Genomic DNA, 13,090 nt, shown 5'->3' with positions numbered 1-13,090 from the left:
GTTATTTATTCAAAGAGAGCTTTTCTTCATTATCGATTTCATCAAGATATGCCTTCGCCTTAGAAGAGCCATGCTCGACGGCTTTCTGGAGCCAATAAGTCGCCGTTTCTTTATCAAAAATATCCTTATTGTTTTTGTCGGCATAGGCCATTCCGAGATTATACTCGGCCATCATATTATTTTCTTCAGCCGCTTTCTGAAACCAATAAATCGCGGTCTGAACGTTTTTCGAGACGCCAGTGCCGGTTAAATAATCATTCCCGATATTGATCTGGCCACGAAGGCTACCCGCCTGTGCGGCTTTTTCATACCAACGCGCGGCTTTATTGGCGTTTTTCGGGATAATGTCTCCCTTATCATAGGCATATCCCAATATGAATGCGGCATCGGGTTCATCTTGATCAGCCGCTTGTTGATATAATTTCAAAGCCTTTTCAGTATTTTTGGCAACGCCTTCGCCTTTTTCGTATAAAATTCCTAGAAATAATTCTGCACGAGCATAATTCTGATCTGCCGCTTTCTGAAATAAAGCTGCCGCTTTTTGAAAATCTTGAGAAACCCCTTTCCCTTGATAATAAAGGGCACCAAGATTGACCTCAGCACTATAATCGCCCTGATCCGATGCCTTTTGAAACCAGTTGGCCGCTTGTGTAAAATCTTGAGGGATTTCAACACCCTCATAATATTTTAAAGCCAGATCATATTGGGCTTCTTTATCGCCGCTTTCAGCCTTTGCTTGCAAGGCCTGCATCACGTTTTTATGGGTTTCTAAAATTTTTGGATCTGGATTTTCATAAAGAATATGAACCCATTTTTTGGCTTCTTCGTCACCATGCATCGCCGCCAGTTTGAGCCAAAATTCAGATTTTTCTTTGTCGGCGAGCTCATTCGATTTTTGATAAAAAATACCGACTAGTTTTTGGGCTTCTGGTTCACCTAATTCGGCAGCCCGTTTTAACCAATAAATACCTTTTTCTTTATCTAATTTTACACCGCTTCCATTATAGTAAAGACTTCCAAGCATTTTTGCAGAAACGCCATCATAGTCTTTTGCCGCTTTTTCGTACCAATAGGCGGCTTTTCCTTTATCCGATGACGTAAGATCTTTTCCAAAATAATACTCAGTAGCCAAAACACTCCGAGAAGGCGTATCGCCTTGTTCTGCTGCTTTTTCCAACCAATGCACGGCTTTATTTTTATCAACAGGCAGACTCTCTCCATCAGAATAGAACTGAGCGAGCGTTCTCGATGCTTTGCTGTTACCGTCATTGGCTGATTTTTCGAGCAAATGCAGCGCCTTTTTGGGGTTACGCGGAACATCCTCCCCCATCCAATAAAGCATCCCTAATCGACGGCTGGATTCGGTATCGCCCAATATGATTGCTTTTTCGTACCATGAAATGCCTTTTTGGACATTTTTGGCGACGCCTTCACCATTAATATACAATGTGGCTAAACGTCTGGCAGCTTCCCAGTTGCCTTCATGCGCGGCTTTTTCAAACCAATAGGCTGCCTTTCCTATATCGGCAGGAACACCATCCCCATTATAATAAAGCAGGCCAAGCATTTGCGCGGCTTCAGAATCTCGATCTTTGGCGGCTTCCTCATACCAATGTAATGCCAGATGGAAATCTTTTGGAATTCCTCCGATACCCCCCTTCGAATACAAATATCCAAGAAGGCGTTCAGCATTACGATCACCGCGCTCTGCAGCATCTTTGATACGGATGATCTGATATTTTCCCATAGTTGTCAGGGCAAAGGCATCAGATCCAATCGGTATTGCTACAGATAAGACTGCAATGGATATTTTTAACAATAATCGGCGCAAGATAGGTTTTTTCATGTTAACATTCTTCAAAAATGCATCATTAAATTATTACATTCTTGCGAAATTTTGTATATAGAGTTTTATTGATATTTATTTGATTTTCTTAATTTTTATCGACGGAATATTCCTCCCGAATAGCCTTTCAGGCTATTCTTTGAGAACTCATTCAAAATTTATTATCTTTTTTCTTATTTTTAATCGAGCTGCTAATTGCTCAAAAACGAATCCAATTCCGTTTTATTGCCGAATCAAGGTAATCAACAATAGGCTGTTCTTTTGCTTATCTATAAAAGAGGTTTTGAGCTTTCCTCTCACCTCATCCAAGATTACATCTGGATCAGAATTTTCCGCTTAACCGAACACCCCAAGTAGCGGGCATACCCGACAGGGCAATATTATCACCGGATATGAAAAAATTGCGGGTGACATCATAGCGCTTGTTGAAAATATTTTTCCCAAAAATAGCCACCGTCCAGCGACTGTTTTTCGGAGAAAGCGTTATATCGGCACCCCATAATGTATAGCTAGGCACGTTATAGATTCCCCCGAAGAAGGAATGATAACGGCTTCTCCGACTGTAATTCATACCCGTGGTCAGATAAAAATCACCAATCGTCCAGCGATAACTGGCCGAGCCATTCAAGGTAAATTTCGGAAAGGGCAGGGATTCACCCTTCCGACTTTTGTAAATACCGGCATAGCTATTATCTGGCAATTTCTGCACGCCTTTCAAAGATGAAAAGCGATCGAATTGCCCGACAGCCCAACCCGCAGACTGCGACAGCGTCAAGTCCTTAAGCGGCGTCCATGTTGCTTCGATTTCGCCACCATAAAGATGCGATTTTGGCGCGTTCACAATCTGACCAATCAACCCACCATTGGCACTATTAAAAGTCGCTGACTGAATTTGCTGATTGGAATAATCATAATAAAAACCCACAACATTCAGGGTCAAATGCGCCTGATTTAAAGATAATTTGTTACCAACTTCATAGGCCAACAAAGATTCCGCTTTGAAAGGCTTTGCCGATAAGGCGGCATTATTAGAATTATAGGTTGTAAAACCGCCTGATTTTATACCCCGCGTAAAAGACGCATAAAGCATATCGTTTTTTACCGGATGATAATCAATTTCAACTTTACCGGTTGGCTGGGTAAAACTGGTATTACGGTGACCAATCGCATTATCAGGATTAATGATAACGCCATCGGTAATATAATGGGAAGCCAGATTTAAAAGCGTGCGGGATTCATGCTCAATCCGAAAGCCACCGATAAAATTTAGCTTATCCGAAAAATGATAATTAACCTGACCAAAGGCAGCAACCGTATTGACCCTTTGGCTATAACGCACATCACCATCGGCTCCATAGGCCGCGGCATCCGTAAAACCCGATTGATAGCGATCACTCAAACTCTGGCGACCATAATAGATTCCTGCAACCCAATTCAAATGCTCATGCGGATCAGAAGTCAGCCTGATTTCATTGGCAAGAACACGGGCTTTCGTCCGGAAAGAAACATCCGCCAAGCCTAAGGTTGAAGCATCAAAATTATCATATTCTCGCCGCCGAATTCCGTCATAGCTGAAGATATTCGTCAATTTAGCAAAAGAGAATTGCTGCTCACTCCGAAAGCTAACCCCGCCAGTATCAATATGGCTGAAAGGCTTCGTATCTTGATTGACACCGACCTCACGGGCAAAGGCCGCCGACGTGCCCCAACGGGTAATGTAACGGCTTTGATCGGCAGGCAAAACTTGACCAGAGGCGGCCGTCAACGGAGAGAACAGATGTAATCCATTGGCTTCCGAACGGTCGTAACTTCCATGTAAATTCAGCTCGAAAGTCAGATCATCATTGGCATCATAATCAAATAATAATCTGGCGGCGTTGCGATTAACGCGCCCCAAAGATTGCCCTTGGTCGTTATGCTGCCAAGCGCCTCCTTGCTCACTTTGTCCTGATAGCCGGAAACGGAGCCGATCATTAATAGGTCCCGAAATATAGCCATCAACTTTGGTCGCGTTAAAACGGCCATATTGAACCGATAAACTGCCGGTATAATGGTCGCTCGGCTTGTTCAAAGTATAATTGACAGATCCTCCTGTCGTATTGCGACCGGAAGCCATACCTTGCGGGCCTCTCGCGACTTCAACCCGCTGAATATCAAACATCATCCCGTTGGTTGCAAAACCAATAGGATTGGCGACCTCATCCATATAAACCAGCACAGAAGACGTATTGTTGCTGGAATAATTATTAAACCCGACGCCCCGCATCGCAAAAACAGGCTGTCCGCTTCCAAATTGCGGCGTCACTTGCAAAGACGGCGTCTGATATTGCAGATCAAAAACATTGTTCACATTACGGGTAACAAGGGCATCACCCGAAATAACACTGACAGAACGGCCAATATTCTGGATATTTTCAGAATATTTTTTGGAAGTAACAACAATATCAGCGGCCTTCTGATCAGAAGCCTTTCGCCCTATCGCAGCAGACTGCGCGCCATCCTGCTTACCTTCAGATATCCGGCTGGACTCATTCGGATTTGATGTCTTCGCCTTCTCTCCATCTTCTAAAATCACCTGTCCTTGATCCGAGAGGGAAAGTGGCGAGGGTTTCAAGTCTTTTGAATCCAGCGATGTAGACTGCGCGGATAGGTAGGAAGGAAAAATCGAAATATAAAGAATGATCAGCGGTGATAACAGGTAAGGTATAGATAAAGACAATAACAATTCATCTTTTTCTTGGCATAGCGCCATATCAAATTCCGTATTTTACACCCAATATTTAAATATAAATTTTTATTCAAAATAATATTCTTATATTACAATTTAATATTCTTATATTATTTCATGAATAGTCTATATATTCAAAAAATCTGTTGAGAATATAGTCGTATTATTACAGACAATAAAATACAAAAATTTTAATACAAAAACACCGCAAAATATCATATATTTATTTTAAAAAATATCAAAAATATCGAATTTATTCCCAAAATATTTTCTTATTTTAGGAAAATTTTATTTCTCGCCACTCGGATAAAACGCCTTCAAAAACCAGCTATTTATACCCAAATACCGATTTTTTGCCTTATCACACAGGTGGCTCAACCAGATGATTTTCGAGGTCACCAGCCTGATCTTCTGACACTGTCCATCCCCGAACAGATTCCCCGATTTTATGGACTTCTTCGCGATCGCCACAGATCAAATAATGCCATTCCGGTAAAGGCTGCTTCTCATAAAGAAGACGATATGCACAGCTTTCCGGCAACCACGGAATTTTCCCTAACAAGGACACATCCAGACGGACACAATCGGGCACGTATTTCTTACGATGCTGATAATCACAGCATTGACCGCTAGCACGATCTAAAAGACGGCAAGCCACATTGGTATAAACGACATCACCGGTATCTTCGTCTTCCAACTTGAAAAGACAGCATTTGCCACAACCGTCACAGAGCGCCTCCCATTCTTCCCTTTTCATGGCGTCCAACGGGATTTTTTCCCAAAAACGATCAATCATCAACAAACCTTTATTCTCTGGAAAATTCTTTGGAAAAGAAGTTATTATCCCCCATAACCTGTTAACCGGCCTTTTGTAGCGATATTTCCTGTAATATAATGAAAATAGCCTGATCGCCCGTTGATAATTATAAAAAGAACCGTAACAGGAAAAAACATGTCTCGGAGCGGAGAAACAAATGTCCCTTAAAAAAATTTCCAGCGTTATGCTGGCCTTGGGGTTGGCAGCCGCCCCGATAGCCGTACAAGCGCAAAGCGACAGCTATACTTTTTTAAAGGCTGTTCGTGATCATGATACCAATCAGATTACGACCCTTGTCGATCAACAACCCAGCATCGTCAACAGCAAGGACTATAGTAGCGGCGATACGGCGCTTCACTTGGCGGTTAAAGGACGGGATAATCCTTGGCTGGCCTATTTTCTGTATAAAAGAACAAGGGTAGACGTCAAAAACAAGGCTGGCCAAACGCCCCTGATGCTCGCCACCCAAATCGGTTGGGATGACGGTGCCCAGCTCTTATTGGAAAGCGGCGCTGATCCCAATCTTACCGACAATAGTGGCCAAACCCCGCTTATCATCGCGGTGCAAAACCATAATATACAAATGGTGAGATTACTGATCGACAACCATGCTGATCCGAGAATTAAAGACCATATTGCCGGACGTTCAGCGATAGATTACGCCGGACAGGACGGTCGTTCTGCGGCTATTCTTAAAATTCTGGATACAGCACAGCCCGCCGCACCAAAGCAGGTCGTCGGCCCGATGTTGCCGCGTTAATCTTTAACGAAGAAGAGACAGGGCAAGGGCTTCACTTTGAAGCCCTTCCAGCTCGATAATCCAGATATCAGGGTCAAAACGCTGACGTTTTTCCAGATATCGGGTAAATCCTTCTTCATTTGCGCCTTCACTCGGCACCGAACGGCCCCAGCCATAATGGCCTTCCGGCAAGAAGACCCGTTCCAATAGATGGAGTGGTCGGCCTTGCTCGGTTATAACCAAGATCAGACCACCGGCTTCGGCATCCCCTTTTTTCAAAACCATCATCGATTGTCCGGCAGAATCCATCTGCCGTAACAAAGCCTTGACCAAAATATGGGTTACTAAACGCGGTTCAGTCATTATGAATGCACGCTATCATCAAGTAACAAAGCATAAAGCGCGTCACTAGAACCTGCACCCCGCAATTTGGCACGCAGATTTTCATCCCGCATCCGACGGCTAATACAGGCCAAACTTCTCAGATGGTCGATACCCGCATCGGTTGGCGAGAACAGGAAAAACAGCAAATCGACCGGCAATTTATCGACCGCATCGAATTCGATAGGTTCTTTCAAGCGAACAAAAAAGACGCTCACTTTTTCCAAACTGTCCAGCTTGCCATGCGGAATAGCCACGCCATGACCAAAACCGGTCGAGCCCAGATGTTCTCTTTCATGCAGGCGCTCAACGATCACCTTGGGATTAATCAAAAACTCACGGCCGGCCCATTGGGCGACCTGCTGGAACAGCGTTTTTTTATTAGAAGGATTAAAGTTCGTCTCAATCCTATCCGGCGCGATTATATCGGCCAGTTCATTCATTATTTTTCGCCTTTATATGCCCACGATTGCAAAGATCGCAGCATCAGACATTTCCTGACAGAACGATGCCCGTCAGAAAAAAAGCCAAGATTTTATCAATATTCCTTCCGGAAACATGGATAAAGACTGCCCTATTGAAGGTCAGCCTTTATCCCGTTTGTTATCTCCGTATATCTGAATATTTTACGACTATTGGGGTTCGACCCATCCAATGGTGCCATCCATACGACGATACACCATATTATGGTTACCCGACTTGCTATTCACAAAAAGCAAGGCTGTCGTATTTCTAAGATCAAGCATCAAAACCGCATCGGAAACGCTGGCGGTCGGAATATCAACCTGCATTTCGGCTACAACCGGCGGATGCTCGCCCAATTCTTTTTCGTCTTCTTCAATATCAAAGACGGTATAATGGGCGTTATCCTCATCGGCTTTTGCCGTTTCTGCGGCCAACACAGCGGCGGCTTCCCCGATGGACGGGGTATTTTGCTGGATTTTGGTCTGTAAACGGCGATGATGTCGTCGTAACTGTTTTTCGATTTTGGCGGCAGCCTGATCGAAAGCAGCATGGGCATCCTTATCCATTCCGCCAGCTTTCAGGATAATATCCCGCATGGCATGGATAATAATATCACAAGAAATAATGGCATGGCGTCGGCTGCCGAAAGTGACAGAAGCGCGTAGGCATTGCGGGAAATATTTGCTGACGATCTGAACCAGATGATCATTAACGTACTGTCTTAAAGCAGCGCCCGTATCAATCTGATGGCCGGCAATACGGATATCCATCTTGACTCCCTCCATGCACTAAAAAAACTTTATAACCTATAAGCCCCAAATCTCTCAAAAAGAGAACACGATGACACCCATCTATATTAACGCAAAACAGGTCGTTTTAGTTTCACGCCCGACGCCAGACAGGATTGGAAATTTTATCAATAAAAGCACCATGGCGTAACAATTCCTGCGGGCTTGCCTCATGCTGCCGTGGCGGCCTTTTGACTTTTTTATTTCTCGGCAGGCCTGAAACCGTATTTGGCACAGAAGCCCGTCCGTCGGATTGACCATTATTGTCATCCAAAGCCATACCGATCTGCCGCCCACCGCTCAATTCGACATAAAGCTGGGCTAACAATTCGGCATCCAACAAAGCCCCATGTTTGACACGGTGGCTGCGATCAATGCCATAGCGGGTGCATAACGCATCCAATGTATGCTTGGCACCGGGATGCTTGCTGCGGGCAATCGCCAAAGTATCGACCATACGGGTCATACAAATCGTCGGCAGACCACATTTCCCCAATTCATGATTAAGAAAACCAAAATCGAAGGCTGCGTTATGCGCCACCAATGGGGAAAGCTTGATAAAGGAAAGCAATTCCTGCGCTTTTTCGACAAAAAGCGGTTTATCGGCTAAAAATTCATCGGATAAACCATGAATAGATTCCGCAACGGCGTTCATAGGACGCTGGGGATTAAAATAGCAGTGGAAGCTCTTACCTGTTTCAACCTTGTTGATCAGCTCGACACAACCGATTTCAACCAGACGATCGCCATCAATGGGACTCAGACCAGTTGTTTCGGTATCAAAGACAATTTCGCGCATAATAGCACTATCTGCTACCTTGCCCGACAAGGCAACCGGTGATCTGCCTGACTTGGGCAGCAAGAGCGATAATATTGCGGCCATTTTCAATAATAAAATCGGCATGCTGTCTTTTTTTACGGTCAGGCCATTGGCGCGCTAACAAGCCATAAAAACGCGATTCGGTCATATTTGGACGCGCTAAAGCCCGCCTTTTTTGGATCCAATGGGGTGCAGAAACGACAGCAATATAATCAACCGACCGATCAAAACCGGCTTCAAATAACAAGGGAATATCGACAATAACCAAAGGCTGGCTGCGATTTTTTCGTAAAAACAGCTGTAATTCTTCAACCACGGCCGGATGGATAATCGCCTCTAAAAGGCGAAAGCCCGCCGGATTTTGAAGAAGCAAAGCGCCCAACTTTTGCCGATTGACGCCTTTTTCATCAATCACTCCGGGGAAGGCCTGACCGATGGCGGGTAACAACTGCCCATTAGGGGCTTGCAGTTGATGCACTACTTTATCCGCGTCAAAGACAGGCAACCGCATTCTAGAAAAAAGACGGGCAACCGTTGATTTCCCCATCGCGATAGAGCCGGTCAGGCCTAAAATAATCATTTTTATTCCCCGAAAACCCGCTAAATTTAGGACTTTTTCGTCAATAAATCGCGTAAAGCCTGATCTTGGTCGCGGGGCGGTTTACGGTCATAAAATAATTCAAAGGCAACCGCTGCCTGACCAATCAACATCGACAAACCGTCAATAGTCTGCATCCCGCGTGCCTTGGCGTCTTTCAACAAAGGCGTTTCTAACGGGGCATAAACGACATCATAGACCAAACTGCGGGGATCAACATTCTCAAGGCTAAGATCAAGCGGAGGCTGCCCCGTCATGCCCAAAGTTGTGGCATTAACGACCACCCCTAATTCACCATCCTGAAGCTGAAATTCAGGCGCGCGATTATCTTCCAAACTATGAAATTCAATATCGCCACGTAAAGCACCAATATCTCTGGCCAAGGCTCTGGCCTTTTCAAAATTACGGTTAACAATCTGGCAGGTAAATCCCGCTTCGGTCAGCCCCAAAGCCACCGCACGGGCGGCACCACCAGCCCCCACAATAAAGGCTTTTCTCAAACCTTCCCCTTGCGCTTTTATCGCAGGCTGCAAAGCCTCCATAAAACCAGGAATGTCACTATTATAGCCTTTTAAACGGCCATTTTCATCTACTCGGACAATGTTAACAGCACCCGCTTTTTTCGCCAGCGGATCAATTTCATCCAGTAAAGAAATAACCGCTTCTTTATGGGGAACGGTCACATTGACCCCCCGCATACCCAAGGCTGGCAAGGCTTTAATTGCTTGCGCTAAATGATCGGGATGCACAGGAAAGCGGCTATAATCACCATTGATCTGGCAAGCCTCCAACCAAAAACGATGGAGTGCTGGCGATTGGCTATGGGCGATCGGCCAACCGATTACACCGGCGGTCGCTGGGGCGGGGCGTTTATTTTCGATATTGCTCATGCCTCTACTATTGAGCGTTTGCGCAAATAGGCAAGCAAAGGAAGCAAAGGAAGCCCCATAATCGTAAAATGATCGCCCTCAATACGATCAAATAACTGAATACCAGGGCCCTCAAGACGGTAACCACCGACACAATATCCGATTTCTGGCCATTCCTGATCTAGATAATGTGCTAAAAAGCTTTCGGAAAAATCCCGGATCGTCAAAACCGCACGGTCGTGATAACGAAATACCGTCTGGCCGTTTTCGATAATCGCAACCGCACTGGTCAAAATATGCGATTTTCCAGCCAATAAACGCAAATGATTAGCAGCATCTTCGCGGCTGACTGGCTTACTTAACAACGCGCCATCATCGGTCATCACCGTTGAATCACATCCTAAAACCAAATCCTCTGGATAATCTGCGGCCACTGCCTTGGCCTTAGCTTCGGCTAAAACCAAAGCTAATTGGCCATTATCTCGCTTTTCAGCCTGCCATTCCTGCTTAATCGGCGTTTCGTCCACTTCGGCCGTCTTAACGGTAAAAGGTACCGCTGCCGCCGACAATAATGCCGATCTTATTTTCGATGAAGAAGCAAGAATAAGCGCCATAAAAGCCTTCCAGAACAGATTTCAGCGCAAGCTGAAATCCGAAAAAATTATAGGGTGTCACAGCCATAGACATAGCCTCTTTCCCCAAAAAGCCGATCTTTTTTATCAGAATGGATGGGTGCCTTTTGGGATAGCAGAGAAAAATTCATTTTTTGAAGGTCAAAGATACCCATAAATTACGTCAAAATAGACAGGCAGAGGCGACAGGCTCAAATGATGACTTTATCAATAGACGATCTCAATCGACTGGAAAGCAGACTATCTATTTTGACCGTTTCGGTGCTTTTCCAAGAGAATAAAGCCATGGAAAAATGACTTTTCCCAATCAAAAATACGGCTCTTTTTTAAAAGCCTTCGACCCCTATAGTATCGCTTCTTTCACCTTCGTTTTTTGACCCTCTATATTGATTCGCGACTCGAAAAATACTCGATTCGTTCACTCTCATTGACCCGCAATATCCGCCCTAAAACCGCTTTTCAGCTGCTTTTTCCCGCCCATTTTTAGACGAGATAAAGCTCTGTTTTTTTGACCTAAATTCTGTGGATAAGCCTGTGGATAACTATGGGATAAAATTGTGGATAACTACATAGACCCCAGTTATCCACAAAGTTATTCAAACTATCCACATTCCTTCCACTGAGTTATCCACAGGGTAAGCCATTTTATTTCAAGATAATCTATTATGTGTATAACTCACACGACTCCGTAAGACTCAATGAGTCGTCATAACCCTAAATTGTGGATAACTCAGTGGATAAAAATGTTATCCCCATTATCCACAGTCCCAACAACATCAACAACCATTTTAAAGATTCTTAAGGATAGTTATGGGTAAACAGCGAAAAAAACCTGAAGCACCCCTGTTAAAGGTTCTCGCAGGCCAAAAACAAACGAGGCCTCCGGTATGGCTGATGCGACAGGCAGGACGCTATTTGCCAGAATACCGAAAGCTGAGAGAGCAGAAGGCCGGTTTTCTTCCGCTTGTGGAAGATTCCAAAGCTGCTGCTGAAGCGACTTTACAGCCCATTCATCGGTTTGGTTTCGACGCAGCTATCCTCTTTTCTGATATTTTGGTTATTCCCTATGCCCTTGGACAGGATTTAGCTTTCGTCAAAGGAGAAGGACCAAAGCTGACCCCGACCTTGGTCGATCATAATCTTCGCCTTTTGGAAAAAACCCCCAACCGCCTAAACCCTGTCTATGAAACCGTTCGCAAGGTAGCGGCTACCTTATCCCCTAAAACCACTTTTCTTGGCTTTTCAGGCAGCCCATGGACGGTTGCGACCTATATGGTGGCAGGCGAGGGCAGCCGTGACCAAGCCGTGACACGGGCTATGGCCTATCGCGATCCACAGGCTTTTTCTGAAATTATTGACGCGATTATTGATCAAACGCTCGACTATCTCTCGGGTCAGATCGAAGCTGGCGTTGATGCGGTTCAACTTTTCGACAGTTGGGCGGGAACGCTCTCGCCACAACAATTCGAACGTTGGGTTATCGACCCAACCGCGCGTCTGGTGTCGAAGTTAAGGGAAAAGCACCCCGATATTCCGATCATCGGCTTCCCAAAAGGGGCTGCCAGCCGGATAAAAGCCTATATCGCGGACACCAAAGTCACGGCTATCGGCTTGGATGAAACTATCGATCCTTATTGGGCTGACCAATATCTACCCGCGGGCTTTCCGGTGCAGGGTAATTTGGATCCTTTAGTGCTGTTATCGGGTGGCGATGCTTTGGATCAATCTATCACGACTATTCTTGACGCCTTTTCCGAAAGACCGCATATCTTCAATCTCGGTCACGGGATTCTTCCCCAAACACCGCTCACCCATGTCAGTCAGCTTCTGGAAAAAATACGGGGTTAACCTAAAAAAACGGCAGCACTGACGATTGTCGATTTCATCATGCCCATTTTGGCAAGAAAGAGACAAATAAAATGCAAATAATTGAGGAGTAGCCTGTGATTGAATGGATGGGTTTTCTTGACAATCTGTACCCTTGGGTCAAATCTGCCCATGTTATCTTTGTTATTTTCTGGATGGCGGGGCTTTTCACCTTACCGCGTTATTGTATTTATCACAGCCAGACTGTTCCCGGCTCTGTCGAAGATTTAAAATGGCAAAATCGTGAAACAAGATTACGTCATATCATCCTGACGCCTTCTCTGATTTTGTCATGGGTCTTCGGTTTATTGCTGGCGGTGCATGTGGGGGCTTTCGATGTCGGCCATTGGTTCCACGTCAAATTACTCGCCGTTATTATCCTCACGGTTTATCATGGCTGGTCAGTGGCTTATGCCAAAAAACTGGCACGTGGCTTCCGTCCGTCCAGCGAACGTGGTCTTCGATTGATGAACGAAGTGCCCGGCATTATCGCCGCCGTTGCGGTCATCTTGGCGATCATCAAACCCTTCTGACGAAAGAT

General features: G+C 45.1%; 13 protein-coding genes. 3 read left to right on the top strand and 10 right to left on the bottom strand.

Annotated elements, in window-relative coordinates:
• Position 1: 1 nt before the first annotated feature.
• From FBY58_RS00580 to FBY58_RS00570, 3 genes are all read right to left on the bottom strand, one after another.
• The gene (locus tag FBY58_RS00580; RefSeq protein WP_141918927.1) at positions 2–1,846 is read right to left on the bottom strand and encodes an SEL1-like repeat protein; all 1,845 of its coding nucleotides are present in this window, start codon (positions 1,844–1,846) and stop codon (positions 2–4) included.
• Between the two features lie 322 nt (positions 1,847–2,168).
• Complete coding sequence (locus FBY58_RS00575; RefSeq protein ID WP_141918925.1) at positions 2,169–4,598, bottom strand: TonB-dependent receptor; 2,430 nt, start codon at positions 4,596–4,598, stop codon at positions 2,169–2,171.
• A 337-nt stretch (positions 4,599–4,935) separates the two neighbouring features.
• Positions 4,936–5,370 carry a YcgN family cysteine cluster protein gene (locus FBY58_RS00570; RefSeq protein ID WP_141918923.1) on the bottom strand — a complete coding sequence of 145 codons (435 nt, stop codon included), beginning with the start codon at positions 5,368–5,370 and terminating at the stop codon, positions 4,936–4,938.
• A 178-nt stretch (positions 5,371–5,548) separates the two neighbouring features.
• On the opposite strand from FBY58_RS00570, the gene FBY58_RS00565 reads away from it, so the two are divergent.
• Positions 5,549–6,151 carry an ankyrin repeat domain-containing protein gene (locus tag FBY58_RS00565; protein WP_141918921.1) on the top strand — a complete coding sequence of 201 codons (603 nt, stop codon included), beginning with the start codon at positions 5,549–5,551 and terminating at the stop codon, positions 6,149–6,151.
• Between the two features lie 3 nt (positions 6,152–6,154).
• Here FBY58_RS00565 and FBY58_RS00560 read toward each other — a convergent pair whose 3' ends face one another.
• The 7 genes from FBY58_RS00560 to FBY58_RS00530 all read right to left on the bottom strand — a co-directional run bounded on the left by FBY58_RS00560 (position 6,155) and on the right by FBY58_RS00530 (position 10,665).
• Positions 6,155–6,493 carry a DUF1491 family protein gene (locus FBY58_RS00560; RefSeq protein ID WP_141918918.1) on the bottom strand — a complete coding sequence of 113 codons (339 nt, stop codon included), beginning with the start codon at positions 6,491–6,493 and terminating at the stop codon, positions 6,155–6,157.
• On the bottom strand, positions 6,493–6,954 hold the full coding sequence (locus tag FBY58_RS00555) for a PTS sugar transporter subunit IIA (RefSeq protein ID WP_141918916.1): 462 nt from the start codon (positions 6,952–6,954) through the stop codon (positions 6,493–6,495). Before FBY58_RS00555 ends, FBY58_RS00560 begins: the two co-directional genes overlap by 1 nt.
• Before the next feature lie 189 nt (positions 6,955–7,143).
• Positions 7,144–7,746 (bottom strand): ribosome hibernation-promoting factor, HPF/YfiA family, encoded by a 603-nt coding sequence (hpf, locus tag FBY58_RS00550; protein WP_141918914.1) that lies wholly within the window; start codon positions 7,744–7,746, stop codon positions 7,144–7,146.
• Positions 7,747–7,858: 112 nt separating this feature from the next.
• A complete protein-coding gene (gene dnaQ / locus FBY58_RS00545; protein WP_141920570.1) occupies positions 7,859–8,563 on the bottom strand; it encodes a DNA polymerase III subunit epsilon in 705 nt (234 codons plus the stop codon).
• A 7-nt stretch (positions 8,564–8,570) separates the two neighbouring features.
• Positions 8,571–9,164, bottom strand: coding sequence for a dephospho-CoA kinase (gene coaE / locus FBY58_RS00540; protein ID WP_141918912.1), 594 nt, complete (start codon positions 9,162–9,164; stop codon positions 8,571–8,573).
• A gap of 26 nt (positions 9,165–9,190) precedes the next feature.
• Entirely contained in the window at positions 9,191–10,072 is an 882-nt protein-coding gene (gene aroE / locus FBY58_RS00535) for a shikimate dehydrogenase (protein WP_141918910.1), read from the bottom strand.
• Positions 10,069–10,665: a nucleoside triphosphate pyrophosphatase gene (locus tag FBY58_RS00530; protein WP_141918908.1), complete on the bottom strand. Its 597-nt coding sequence runs from the start codon at positions 10,663–10,665 to the stop codon at positions 10,069–10,071. Before FBY58_RS00530 ends, aroE begins: the two co-directional genes overlap by 4 nt.
• A gap of 828 nt (positions 10,666–11,493) precedes the next feature.
• Here FBY58_RS00530 and hemE point away from each other — a divergent pair.
• Both hemE and FBY58_RS00520 read left to right on the top strand, forming a co-directional pair.
• On the top strand, positions 11,494–12,531 hold the full coding sequence (gene hemE / locus FBY58_RS00525) for a uroporphyrinogen decarboxylase (RefSeq protein WP_141918906.1): 1,038 nt from the start codon (positions 11,494–11,496) through the stop codon (positions 12,529–12,531).
• A 95-nt stretch (positions 12,532–12,626) separates the two neighbouring features.
• Entirely contained in the window at positions 12,627–13,082 is a 456-nt protein-coding gene (locus FBY58_RS00520) for a CopD family protein (RefSeq protein ID WP_141918904.1), read from the top strand.
• The last annotated feature ends 8 nt before the right edge of the window (positions 13,083–13,090 follow it).

Origin of the sequence: Zymomonas mobilis, from assembly GCF_006715975.1 — a bacterium.
Classification (GTDB): Bacteria; Pseudomonadota; Alphaproteobacteria; order Sphingomonadales; family Sphingomonadaceae; genus Zymomonas; species Zymomonas mobilis_B.
The sequence above is the reverse complement of the archived record's forward strand: the minus strand, read 5'-3'. Positions and strand labels throughout refer to the sequence as shown.

Excerpts from the sequence above, each read along its gene's own strand:
- FBY58_RS00580 (WP_141918927.1), bottom strand. The coding sequence starts at position 1,846 with ATGAAAAAACCTATCTTGCGCCGATTATTGTTAAAAATATCCATTGCA.
- FBY58_RS00575 (WP_141918925.1), bottom strand. The coding sequence starts at position 4,598 with ATGGCGCTATGCCAAGAAAAAGATGAATTGTTATTGTCTTTATCTATA.
- FBY58_RS00570 (WP_141918923.1), bottom strand. The coding sequence starts at position 5,370 with ATGATTGATCGTTTTTGGGAAAAAATCCCGTTGGACGCCATGAAAAGG.
- FBY58_RS00565 (WP_141918921.1), top strand. The coding sequence starts at position 5,549 with ATGTCCCTTAAAAAAATTTCCAGCGTTATGCTGGCCTTGGGGTTGGCA.
- FBY58_RS00560 (WP_141918918.1), bottom strand. The coding sequence starts at position 6,493 with ATGACTGAACCGCGTTTAGTAACCCATATTTTGGTCAAGGCTTTGTTA.
- FBY58_RS00555 (WP_141918916.1), bottom strand. The coding sequence starts at position 6,954 with ATGAATGAACTGGCCGATATAATCGCGCCGGATAGGATTGAGACGAAC.
- hpf (WP_141918914.1), bottom strand. The coding sequence starts at position 7,746 with ATGGATATCCGTATTGCCGGCCATCAGATTGATACGGGCGCTGCTTTA.
- dnaQ (WP_141920570.1), bottom strand. The coding sequence starts at position 8,563 with ATGCGCGAAATTGTCTTTGATACCGAAACAACTGGTCTGAGTCCCATT.
- coaE (WP_141918912.1), bottom strand. The coding sequence starts at position 9,164 with ATGATTATTTTAGGCCTGACCGGCTCTATCGCGATGGGGAAATCAACG.
- aroE (WP_141918910.1), bottom strand. The coding sequence starts at position 10,072 with ATGAGCAATATCGAAAATAAACGCCCCGCCCCAGCGACCGCCGGTGTA.
- FBY58_RS00530 (WP_141918908.1), bottom strand. The coding sequence starts at position 10,665 with ATGGCGCTTATTCTTGCTTCTTCATCGAAAATAAGATCGGCATTATTG.
- hemE (WP_141918906.1), top strand. The coding sequence starts at position 11,494 with ATGGGTAAACAGCGAAAAAAACCTGAAGCACCCCTGTTAAAGGTTCTC.